Origin of the sequence: Spartinivicinus poritis, from assembly GCF_028858535.1 — a bacterium.
GTDB classification, from domain to species: domain Bacteria; phylum Pseudomonadota; class Gammaproteobacteria; order Pseudomonadales; family Zooshikellaceae; genus Spartinivicinus; species Spartinivicinus poritis.
In genome coordinates this window covers 18,755-30,969 of sequence record NZ_JAPMOU010000056.1, presented here as the reverse complement: position 1 = coordinate 30,969, position 12,215 = coordinate 18,755, and the positions used below count along the sequence as shown (strand labels likewise).

Below are 12,215 nucleotides of genomic sequence, written 5' to 3'. Positions count from 1 at the left end.
TTTGTAGCGCTGAGAACACCTCCGCTACCAGGTAAGCTACTAAATATAGCTTAGGCATGATGATAATTAGGAAAGGTATTATATTTTTAACATTAGAAGCTCTATGTGAAGCACTGGAGTGCACGCCAGGGGATATACTTCAATTTGTGAAGTATAAAAAAGTACAGTAAAGTATAGTGAATTAACCACTTTAGTGGCAGGGAAGTTTACTAAATAATAATAACACTGAAATTAACTCCAATGTCACTATTTGAGAGTATTAAGAATACTTAAGTCTAGGTGTGAGATAACCAGGGAATAATCTGACAACAGCTTACAGGCTTTTTTTCACAGCTATGGCAAGCTTTTGAAAAACTACAAGAATAACTACTCATACAATATGGCCATCAAACTCATAGGAAAACCTTGTGTTCTGTGGGTAAAATAGGCGAGAAAGAAGTTTTAAGTGTGCTGGAGAAGCAAGCAGTGGATAGCAGCGTTGATTTACATTGGTGGGCTTTTAACCCAAACAATAAACAAGATAGTATACTTTTTGTTCATGGCGGGCCAGGTAACCATTCACAGTACTTTAAAGCCTGGTTACAGATGTACCCTGAGTATACGGCATCATTTGGCTGGTTGTCTTATGATCAGCGAGGTTGTGGTTTATCTAAAGAAAGGTATGAGCTATCTCACGATAATAATGTTGATGATTTGCAAATAATGATTAGGCAAATTGAGGCGAGTGGTCATAATATAAGTGCTGTTATGGGACATAGTTATGGTGCTACATTGGTTTATGAGAGTTTTATTAAAAATAAGGATATAGATAAAAAACTCATTCTAGTGGGGCGGTCGCCTGATTTATTGACACCAGCCAACCGAAATATGATGATAGATCTGTTACTATTGAAGCTTTTTCAGGAAGATGCTTATAAAAAGCTGGAAATGGACTTACAAAGCTTGTTTGACTTACCTAGTAATGAACTGTGGGAGAAAAAACAAAAAATAAGATCAGAATTAAAACATACTGATAAGCGTTCACTGTTTTATTGGGCAAACTTATCAGTAAAAGATAAATACGAAAAAATAAAAGAGCTGGTTAACATTGATGAGGATCAAAGTGTATTTCGTGATGTGGCTGGGACAATGAATGATCCTAATAATCCTCGTCCTCACTTTGACATAAAGAAACTAACTCAGCCGGCTTTACATATATTAGGTTATTATGACTTCTTAATGGGTGGTGACTACTTCAAGCAAAGTAGTTGTTCCAGTTATATAGCAGAGTCCTTTATGTTTTCTGGACACTATCCACATTTAGAAGAGCCGGGAAAATTTATCTTAAGTATTAATAAGTTTCTTGAAAGCTAGAAATAGAAATTAGCTGTAGTTTTAATTATTTGAGTTGCTCATTAGTTGCTATTTGTTAAGGGATGTTCGTGGTCATCCCTTATATACCCTTCATAATTTTTATAATTTTCCAACCGCTTGTTATATTGCTGTTCTAAGAGTAGTTTTTCTATACGGCATAAAGAGTACAATATATCCTATGCTATAAGTAACAACTTTGATTGGTAGAAGCGAATGGCTACAAAAATAGAAGTAATTCAAGGGGACATTACTAAGCTTGCTGTGGATGCAATTGTTAATGCAGCGAATAGTAGCTTACTTGGCGGAGGAGGAGTAGATGGGGCTATCCATCGTGCAGCCGGGCCTGAACTGCTGGATGAGTGCCGGCAACTACATGGCTGTGATACTGGCGAAGCTAAAATCACCAAAGGTTATCGTTTGTTGGCTAAGCATGTGATTCATACTGTAGGGCCAATCTGGAGAGGTGGGCATAATAATGAGCCTCAACTACTGTCTAATTGTTATACAAATTCGTTGGCGTTGGCAGCAGATCACAAGCTGTTGTCGATTGCTTTTCCAGCTATTAGTACAGGGGTTTATGGTTACCCTATTGAGCAAGCAACTGAAATAGCAGTCACAGAAGCTAAAAAATTTACCCAGCAAGAAACCTCATTGGAGGAAATTATTTTTTGTTGTTTCTCTGATGCTGATTTAGCCGTTTATCATCAAGTGCTTGCTTACTAAGTGTGTTATTTCTTACTTAGGCTCTGGTGATAGGCTTGTTCCCATAGCTGTTTTATCTGTACGCAGTGCGTTTTTAGGTGTTAACAGTACATATAGCACTGGCACTACAAACAAAGTCAGAACAGTTGAAGACAGCAACCCACCAATGATGGTCCAGCCCATAGGCTCCCACAGGCTACTGCCGGATAAGGTTAAAGGAAGTAACCCACCAACAGTGGTCAGTGTGGTAAGCAAAATAGGCGACAGGCGGGTTATGCCTGCTTCAAATGCTGCACTCACAACACTTTTGCCTGTATTTTTAAGCTGGTTTGCATAATCGACTAGGATGATCGAGTTATTCACTACTATCCCAACTAGTGAACTGAAACCAATAAAAGCCATAAAAGAGAAACTGTTTGCTGTTGCATAAAGACAAACTAGTGTACCAATGATAGCAAAAGGGATCGCAGCAAATACGATGATAGGCTGTGACAAGGATTTAAACTGAAAAACCAATACAGCAAAAATGCCTAATAAAGCAACAATAAGTGCTTTGGTGATGCCAGCAAATGATTCTGCTCGGGTTTCTTCCTCACCACCAATTTTATAGCTCATACCAACTGGCCAGCGTATCTGGTCTAACTTGTTAGCAATAGCATGGGTCAGCTCTGCTACTTGGTAATCATGTTTTACATCTGCAGTAATTAATGCGCTACGCTCTAGGTTAAGGTGACGAAAAGTGGCTTGCCCTTCATCAGGCTCAAGGGTTGCCACATGGCGTAATGGTACGGTATTACCTGTAACCCCAGTAACTGTTACTCGATCAAAATCATCCATAGTTGGTTTATCAGTATCAGCAAGCTTAACAACCACACTATATTCGTCTCCCAGTTCATCCCTCATACTACCCACTGAGGTGCCCACTAAAGAGGCTCGAACTGTTTTATCAATGGTAACCAGTGGAATACCCAGTAACCCGGCTTTATCTCGATTGATATTAACTTTTAGGTCTGTTCGATAGTTACTCGTTGGGTTGCGTACATTCACTGTACCTGGTGTTTGCTTAATAATTGCTTCGACATCAGTAGATAGTTGTTTTAACTGGTTGATATTGTCGCCTATTACCCAGATGGCAATAGGCGCATCAATTGGAGGCCCTTGAATAAATTCCTTAACAGCAATTTTGGCTCCAGGAATATCGCGAAACTGTTGTCGAAATGTCGTTACTAAGGTTGGCATAGCCAGTTTATCGTCGTCTTTTAATTGTACGAATAACTGTGCATGGTTGGGAGTTTCCCGTTTAGGGTCAACATTGTAATAAACTTTAGGATTTCCCCTGCCAGAATTGGTGGTCACACTGATAACCTGGGGATGGGCTAATAATCTTTTTTCGACTATTAACGCGATAGCCTGGGTTTTATCAAAACTTGTGCCTTCTGGAGTATCAATATCTACCATTAGTTGGGGTTTTTCTGCTTTAGGGAATAAGCTAACGCCTACCTTGGGGAATAACGTTAAACTGGCAGCAAATACCAAACAGGCAACGAATAATAGTAACCAGGGAAGCTTTAATGAAAACTGCAATAGTGGGCCGTAAATATTATGAGTTAACAGGTTGATTAATTTGGGAATAGGGTTAGTTGTTGTAATACCATGATAGATTTTCGTAAAAAATTTATTATTGGCACTCTTGCTATCAATACAGTGTTTCTTGGAAAAGCCATAAGCACAATTATTTTTAGTTAGTAGTCGACTAGCTAATAAAGGGGTAAGCGTTAACGCAATAATGAGTGAAACCGATAAAGTTAAAATGACGGTTACTGGCAAAGACTGAATAAATAAACCAGTAGGGCCTTGCAACATGAGCATAGGTAAAAAAGCTAGCAGCGTAGTAATGGTACCACTGGCTACTGCACTGCTCATTTGTTGAGTACCTAAAACTGCTGCATGAAAAGGTGCCTGGTTTTGTTTTAGTAATCGACCAATATTCTCGATAATCACTATTGCATTATCCACTAATAAACCAAGTGCAATGACTAAGCCTGCAATAGTAATTTGTTGTAGCCCAAAGCCACTTACATCCACCAAGCCAATTGCAATCAGTATTGAGGTGGGAATAGCCAATACCACAACCAGGCTAGGCTTAAAGCCAAGTACTAAAAATACGATGATACCAACTAACACTAGCCCTTGAACCAGGTTTCCAGTTAATACGTTAATCATTTTGGTAACGCTATTGGTCTGGTCGAAAATAGCCACGGCTTTAATATTGGCAGGTAATTTTTGCTGGAAATTAGCTAATGTGGCTTCAAGGTCTTTCATGACGGAGAAAATATTAGTGTTTTCTCGTTGCTTTACTGAAATTAAAATACCTCGTTGGCCGTTATATCGTGCATTGTGGGTGGGTTCAGCGTCAGCAAAACTGATTTCGGCAATATCCTCAACAAATACGATTTGATTTCCCATTGCTTTAACAGTAGTACGGCGGATATCACGGAGGTTTTTAAAGTCACCGCTGGTGCGCACAGTAAAACGACGGGTGCCAGCATCAACATGCCCTGCAGGCACATTAACACTGGCTGCCTCTAAAGCATCTACTAAATTATCCAACGATATTTGCAGCTCGCGCATTTTTTCTAAGTCGGCGCGTACTTGCACTTGTTGTTCAGGGTAAGCCCAAACATCAGCTTGTTTGACACCAGTACTACGTTCAAACTGTCGTTCAAGCTGCTCTCCATACCGCTTTAGCTCACGGTAAGAGACTGTTTCTGATAACAGGCTGACTAAGAAAATGTTGACATCAGAGGGTGATATTTTTAGTACTTCTAGCCGATGTAGTTCATCAGGTAGGTCATCACGAATAGATGCCATTGCTTGTACGACATCATCATAATAGTCTTCTGGATCTTCAATATCTAAAAATTCTACATGAGCAAATACCAACCCATCTTCAATTTTACTCTTTACGACCTTAACATCTTCCAATTCATAAATGGCTTCTTCAATAGGTTCAAGTACTAATTTTTCCATGTCAATGGGTGTGGTGCCTGGATAAACAGCATACACCGTAGCCATTGGCATAGTAACTTGAGGGTCTTCAGAGCGAGGCATTGTATTGAGTGATACTACACCCAGCACTACCATTAGTAGTACAACAATTAAGGTGAATTGGTAATTAACGACAGCAAGGTGTGGTAATTTCATTAAAGGAGCCCTAATACCCTACAGCTTTTTATAAACCAGAATATTGTTTTAATCCGTTGGTACTGGTGGCTGTTACAAGCTGTACAGTCATACCATCTTTTAAATAACTGGCACCTTCAGTTACTACCTCTGTAACATCTTCCAAGCCATGGCGAATAGCAATTTCTTTATTTAATAATCCAGCCAGGGTAACCCAGCGTTTATTGACTTGGCTGGTTTGCTGGTCATACACAAAAACCATGGCCTGGTTTCCTTTGGCTGTAACAATAGCTTCTACTGGGATAAAGGAAAGCTGTTGAGTACTTTTAGGTAGAATATCAACTCTAGCAATAAAACCTGAGCGAAGAGGTAATGGCGGGTTAGTTAAACCGACTTCTATTTCAAAGGTGCCTGTTTTCGGATCAGCTACAGCGGCTATTTTAGTCACTTTTCCAGTAAAGGTTGTTTGTGGGTAAGCATCAAATGCTAATTTTACTGGGTCTTGAGTCGATGTTTTTACTACATCTCGATCAGCTAAACCTACTTTAACCACCCAGCTGTTTTGGTTTTCTGCCACAGTGAACAGTGGAGCACCAGAATTGATCAACTCGTTTTCTTCAGTAAAACGCTGTAAAACTTTGCCATTAAATGGCGCTTTAATTATTGAATGACGACGGTTAAAGGTTGCTATTTTCAGCTCTGATTCAGCTAAATGTAAGGCTGTTTGCGCATCCTGCAATTGTTGTAAAGGAATGACATTTTTTTTATATAAGTCAGTGAATCGTGTTAAATCACGCTTGGCCTTTGCCATGTTTGATTCAGCTGAATTGACTTGGGCATTAATTTCAACAAGGTCCAGGCTTGCTAATATATCGCCTTGCTGAAAGGTTTCACCTTCATCCACATGAATTCTATTAATTAAGCCGCTGGTTTTAAAGGCTAGCCGGGTTTCTTTTTTATACGCTAACCTGCCACTGGTTTTAATTGGAATAATTCTTTTTTCTTTAACCACAGGAGACGTGGTGACAACAATGGCAGGCTTAGTTGCCAATGAGTCCGCGATTCCCCAAATAGAAGGCATGACAAAGAGGATAGCGGCAACCCGACTAATAAGCTGCAGGTTCATGGTTTCTTCTTCCTTTCCTTCCATGATGTAAGAGGGAAGCTGTTAAATCGATAATGTTTACACTGTTAACATATAAACTAATAATGTTAGCGGCGTCAACATTGTTTTGCCATAACTACTTAAGTTTTGATGCTTACAACTCATAAACATTTCAATGGCTTGAGTGGTTATAATTGGCCAGCATACTTCATCGATCCACCGAAATTTTCCATATAGCCCAGTGAAATCAAAGTCTGCAGTGTTTATACTGTGGTTACAATTTAGAGGTAATTAGTTCAATTCTATGAGTAATACAAAAGATACCGCTCAGCGTTTTAGCTTTGATGACACAGCAGTCAGAGGAGAAATTGTCTCACTTGAGGAGAGTTATCAACAGGCGCTAGCCAATCATGATTATCCTCCCGTTATTCGGCAGCTGTTAGGGGAACTGATTGCATCAGCTATTTTGCTGAGTTCAACTTTAAAGTTTGAAGGTACCTTAACATTACAGGCCCGTAGTGAAGGCCCTGTTACTCTATTGATGGCAGAGTGTAATGAACAGCGTCAGTTTCGGGCTGTGGCAAGCTGGAAAGATGATGTTAATTATGAGGCAGAACTGTCTAGCTTGATGCCTGATGGAGTGCTTTCAATTACGGTTGATCCAAAGGGTAAGAAACGATACCAAGGGGTGGTTTCTACTAATGGAGTGACTTTGGCTGACTGTTTAGTTAATTACTTTCAACAATCAGAGCAACTGGCTACACGTTTTTGGGTTTTTTCTGATCAGGAGCGTGTGTCAGGCATGTTATTACAAGCACTTCCAGACAGTAACCTGGACGAGCAACAAGAAGCATGGCAACGAATAAACTGCTTGGCTGATACTATAACTGCAGAGGAGTTACTCAGTCTTGAGTTTGAAGACGTGTTGCGTCGATTATTTCATGAAGAAAATATCAGGCTTTATGAGCCTCACCCTACCGAATTCAAGTGCAGCTGTTCAAAGGAACGTACAGCAAAAGCATTACTCACCCTAGGCTATGCTGAGGTATCCAGCATTCTTCAAGAGCAACAGCGAATCAGTATGGACTGCCAATTTTGTGGTGCACATTATGAGTTTTCTGCACCAGAGGTAGAACAGCTGTTTGATACACCTGAAAGCGGTGGTACATCGCCTGTTGTGCATTAAGTATTTCAGCTAGTTATAACCTGTAACTGTCATCATGTTTGAGCGAATAAAGTAGCCGTATTTTTTTCAAAGAAGGTTAATTTTTATCATTAAGCATGATGTGGTAAACAACGTGTTATAAACAAATGTGTGAGCTTTGATCAGTTTGAAATTCGCTCACATCGTGAATATTTGGCATAATTGCGCTCCCTAGAAAAAGAGCTATATGCCTAGGACTTATAATAAAAGAACACTACTAAAGACCGGTTTTTTAGAGATGTTCTTAATGGGCCTTGCTAGGTGTACTAATTTATAGCAAAGCCTGAACACACAGGATTGATTAACCAGCTGTTATCAGGCCAAAACGCACTTGCATTGCAGGGCCAGGTAACAAAAAAGACTTCGGTTTTTGTATAAACCGGCGAGGTATTGACGAATGACAGAGACCCAGACGGGCAGTACAACTTATAGTGATCTAAGTGCTGCTCAATTAACTGAGCTTGCAATTAAGCGGGGAGAGGGCCAGTTAGCAGCAAATGGCTCATTGGTTGTAGCTACAGGTACTCGTACCGGCCGTTCGCCGAAAGACCGATTTATTGTCCAAGAGCCAAGCACGTCTGACGCGATTGCTTGGGGCAATATAAATCGGCCTTTTCCTGCTGATAAGTTTGATGAGTTATGGGAGCGAGTTGCTGACTTTTTAGCAAGTCGTGACCAGTTTGAACAGCATTTACATGTAGGGGCTGATCCTGAGCACTATTTACCTGTGGTCATGACAACAGAAACTGCCTGGCATAACTTGTTTGGTCGAAACCTGTTTGTTCGTCCTGAAGAATATAACCCTAAAGCGAAAGAAACCTGGCAAATTCTTAATGTGCCTAACTTTGAGTGCTTACCTGAACGGGATGGTACTAACTCTGATGGTGCAGTCATTATTAATTTCGCGAAACGTAAAGTATTGCTGGCGGGAATGCGCTATGCAGGCGAAATGAAAAAAGCCATGTTTTCGGTACAAAACTTTTTGTTACCAGAAAAAGATGTACTGCCAATGCATTGTTCAGCCAATGTGGGTGAAGATGGCGAAACCTGCCTGTTTTTTGGCTTGTCTGGCACTGGTAAAACCACCTTATCCGCAGATGAAAGCCGTTTCTTGATTGGTGATGATGAGCATGGCTGGGGCAAGGGCACCGTATTTAATATCGAAGGTGGTTGCTACGCCAAGTGCATTAACCTAAGCCAAAAAAATGAGCCAGTTATTTGGAATGCTATTCGCTTTGGCGCTATTGTTGAAAACGTAATTATTGATGAGCAAACTCGGCTACCGGATTACACCGACGTTTCTTTAACAGAAAACAGCCGTTGTGCTTACCCATTAGAGCATGTTGAAAAGCGTGTGGATATCAATCGTGCTGGTGAGCCAAATGCAATTATCTTTTTAACTTGTGATATGACTGGTGTTTTACCACCGGTTTCTATTTTGTCGAAAGAAGCAGCTGCTTATCACTTCTTGAGTGGTTATACCGCCCTGGTAGGTTCTACTGAAATGGGTGGTGGCAAAGGCTTAAAATCAACATTCTCAACTTGCTTCGGTGCGCCTTTCTTCCCGCGCCCTGCCAGCGTATACGCTGAGTTATTAATGAAGCGAGTCCAGGAATTTGGCAGCCGAGTCTACTTAGTCAACACGGGTTGGACTGGCGGAGCCAATGGTAAAGGTGGCGAGCGATTCAGTATTCCAACCACGCGGGCGATTATCAGTGCAATTCAAACGGGTGCCTTAGTTGATGTTGAAACTAAACGACTACCGTTACTAAACCTGGAAATTCCTATTGAAGTACCAGGGGTTGAGACGCGCTTATTGAATCCAAAAGATACCTGGGCTGATCCAGCCGCTTATGATGAAGCAGCACAAGACCTGGCAAATCAGTTTATTGAAAACTTCACTAAGTTTGATGTAACTGAAGCGATTAAAGAAGCAGGTCCTCAGTTAGAAGACTAGTCCTTCCTCCCCTCTTCACTTTTTCAAGAGTAGGGTGACTCAAAAGTTGGGAAAAATGGAGTGATGGGGTGTTCTGGAGCTGCTGCCGGGAGCAGCTAAAGCGCTAAAGGCCATGGATGGCCTTGTAGAGCGGTGGAAGAATATCCTATTGCTCCATTTTTAATTTCCCAAGCTTTTCGGGGCACCCTAGCAACATATCCCCGCTAGCTTCATAAACTATTTGTGATAAGTACGACAAAACATAATGTAAGGTTGTTTTTGTATTTCTCGAAAAGCAACAAATCATAGGTATAATCTGACTTATGTTTACAACGTGTAAGACAGGTTATTCATGCAAAGTATATTTGAGCGTATCGCTGAAGAACTCGAAGTAAGATCTCAACAAGTTGCGGCAGCGGTCGCTTTATTGGATGAGGGTGCAACCGTCCCTTTTATCGCCCGTTACCGAAAAGAAGTCACAGGGGCATTAGATGACACCCAGTTGCGTAACCTTGAAGAACGTTTACGCTATCTCCGTGAGTTAGAAGACCGAAGAGAAACTATTTTAAAAAGTATTGAAGACCAAGAGAAACTCACACCTGAACTCACCAAGGCAATTAAAGAAGCTGATACTAAAACCCGCCTGGAAGATCTTTATCTCCCTTACAAACCCAAGCGTCGAACCAAAGCACAAATTGCCATTGAAGCTGGGCTTGAGCCATTGGCTGATAAGCTATTAGCAGACCCTGAGCTAAATCCTGATCAAGAAGCTCAAGCCTTTTTAAATCCAGAGGCTAAAGTAGAAGACACTAAAGCTGCACTGGATGGCGCCAAGTATATTTTAATGGAACGCTTTAGTGAAAATGCTGAGTTGCTCGGTAAATTGCGTACTTTCTTATGGGACGATGGCACCGTATCAGCCCGGGTGGTTGCTGGTAAAGAAAATGAAGGTGCTAAATTCAGTGACTATTTTGAGCATGATGAGCCGTTACAAAAAATGCCATCCCATCGTGCCTTGGCTATTTTTCGTGCCCGTAATGAAGGTATCTTACAGTTCAGTATTGTGGTAGGAGACCAAGAAGACAAAACAGCGACCAGTCCATGTGAAGTGATGATTGCTGATTTCTGGCAGTTAGAAGACAAGGGCCGTCCGGCTGATGCCTGGCTCAAGGAAGTAGTGCGCTGGACTTGGCGGGTAAAATTATTAACCCATTTAGAAACTGAGCTAATGGGACAGGTAAGGGAGTCTGCAGAAGAAGAAGCAATCAAAGTATTTGCCGATAACTTACATGACTTATTGCTGGCAGCCCCTGCAGGACCTCGTTGCACTATTGGCTTGGACCCTGGATTGCGGACTGGTGTAAAAGTGGCGATTGTAGACAGTACCGGCAAGCTAGTTGATCACACTACCATCTTTCCTCACGCCCCACAAAACCAGTGGGATAAGTCGATTAGCGTATTGGCGGCCCTTTGTGCTAAGCATAAAGTCGACTTAGTCAGTATTGGTAATGGCACGGCTTCTCGTGAAACTGATAAGCTGGCGGCTGAAGTTATGAAGCGCTACCCAGAGCTGAAACTTACCAAAATCATGGTGAGTGAAGCTGGTGCTTCGGTTTACTCAGCATCTGAGCTAGCTGCAAAAGAGTTTCCTGATTTAGATGTTTCCTTCCGTGGTGCAGTCTCTATAGCTAGAAGACTACAAGATCCGTTAGCAGAGCTGGTAAAAATAGATCCTAAATCCATAGGTGTTGGCCAGTATCAACATGATGTCAGCCAGGTAAAATTGGCTCGTTCACTGGATGCAGTAGTTGAAGACTGTGTAAACGCAGTAGGTGTTGATGTAAATACGGCTTCTGCTCAGCTGCTGACCCGTGTATCAGGTTTAAACCAAACCATTGCTGCCAATATTGTCCAATTCCGTGATGAAAATGGTGCCTTTGATAAGCGCAGTGATTTAAAGAAGGTACCAAGGTTAGGCGCAAAAACTTTTGAGCAAGCGGCAGGCTTTTTAAGAATAATGAATGGCTCAAACCCACTGGATGCATCTAGTGTTCACCCAGAAGCTTACCCTGTGGTTAAGAAAATTGCAGAGAGTAGTGCCAAGAATGTTAAAGCTATTATTGGTGACAGCCAGTTTTTAAAGCAGCTTAATCCGGCAGACTTTACAGACGAAACCTTTGGTATACCAACTGTTACTGACATTATTAAAGAATTGGATAAGCCTGGGCGTGATCCAAGACCTGAGTTTAAAACTGCTGAATTTAAAGACGGAGTCGAAACGCTTGCAGACCTTAAGCCTGACATGATCTTGGAAGGTGTTATTACTAACGTTACAAACTTTGGTGCTTTTGTGGATATTGGCGTTCACCAGGATGGCCTGGTGCATATCTCGGCGTTATCTAATGAATTTGTCAAGGACCCTCGTGATGTTGTTAAGGCCGGTGACATTGTTAAAGTAAAAGTAATGGAAGTGGATATTCCAAGAAAGCGTATTGGATTGTCTATGCGCTTAACTGATTCCGCTAATGACACCCAGGCACAAAAGCAACAGTCGACTAAAGGTAACCGGCAGTCGCAACCAAAAAATAAATCTGGGGGCCAAAAAGGTAAGGGTAGTCAGTCTAGTGGTGGGACATTTGCAGACCTGTTTGCAAATGCAAAAACACTACGGAAAAAGTAGAGCAATACTAAAATTAATGTTCTTCTTGGCCTCTCCCTCTGGAAGAAGGGCT

General features: G+C 41.4%; 8 protein-coding genes. 6 read left to right on the top strand and 2 right to left on the bottom strand.

Annotated elements, in window-relative coordinates; all coding sequences use genetic code 11:
- Positions 1–56 precede the first annotated feature (56 nt).
- From ORQ98_RS29710 to ORQ98_RS25015, 3 genes are all read left to right on the top strand, one after another.
- Positions 57–170 (top strand): helix-turn-helix domain-containing protein, encoded by a 114-nt coding sequence (locus ORQ98_RS29710; protein WP_425347715.1) that lies wholly within the window; start codon positions 57–59, stop codon positions 168–170.
- 244 nt (positions 171–414) lie between these two features.
- Positions 415–1,353 (top strand): alpha/beta hydrolase, encoded by a 939-nt coding sequence (locus ORQ98_RS25020; RefSeq protein WP_274691556.1) that lies wholly within the window; start codon positions 415–417, stop codon positions 1,351–1,353.
- A 213-nt stretch (positions 1,354–1,566) separates the two neighbouring features.
- On the top strand, positions 1,567–2,076 hold the full coding sequence (locus ORQ98_RS25015) for an O-acetyl-ADP-ribose deacetylase (RefSeq protein WP_274691555.1): 510 nt from the start codon (positions 1,567–1,569) through the stop codon (positions 2,074–2,076).
- Positions 2,077–2,088: 12 nt separating this feature from the next.
- On the opposite strand, the gene ORQ98_RS25010 is transcribed toward ORQ98_RS25015, so the two are convergent.
- Positions 2,089–5,259 (bottom strand): efflux RND transporter permease subunit, encoded by a 3,171-nt coding sequence (locus ORQ98_RS25010; RefSeq protein WP_274691554.1) that lies wholly within the window; start codon positions 5,257–5,259, stop codon positions 2,089–2,091.
- Positions 5,260–5,287: 28 nt separating this feature from the next.
- Positions 5,288–6,364 carry an efflux RND transporter periplasmic adaptor subunit gene (locus ORQ98_RS25005; protein WP_274691553.1) on the bottom strand — a complete coding sequence of 359 codons (1,077 nt, stop codon included), beginning with the start codon at positions 6,362–6,364 and terminating at the stop codon, positions 5,288–5,290.
- Between the two features lie 283 nt (positions 6,365–6,647).
- Between ORQ98_RS25005 and hslO the strand changes: the two genes are divergently transcribed.
- From hslO to ORQ98_RS24990, 3 genes are all read left to right on the top strand, one after another.
- Complete coding sequence (gene hslO / locus ORQ98_RS25000; RefSeq protein ID WP_274691552.1) at positions 6,648–7,529, top strand: Hsp33 family molecular chaperone HslO; 882 nt, start codon at positions 6,648–6,650, stop codon at positions 7,527–7,529.
- A 415-nt stretch (positions 7,530–7,944) separates the two neighbouring features.
- Positions 7,945–9,504 (top strand): phosphoenolpyruvate carboxykinase, encoded by a 1,560-nt coding sequence (locus ORQ98_RS24995; RefSeq protein WP_274691551.1) that lies wholly within the window; start codon positions 7,945–7,947, stop codon positions 9,502–9,504.
- Positions 9,505–9,835: 331 nt separating this feature from the next.
- Positions 9,836–12,163, top strand: coding sequence for a Tex family protein (locus tag ORQ98_RS24990; RefSeq protein WP_274691550.1), 2,328 nt, complete (start codon positions 9,836–9,838; stop codon positions 12,161–12,163).
- Positions 12,164–12,215: the final 52 nt, after the last annotated feature.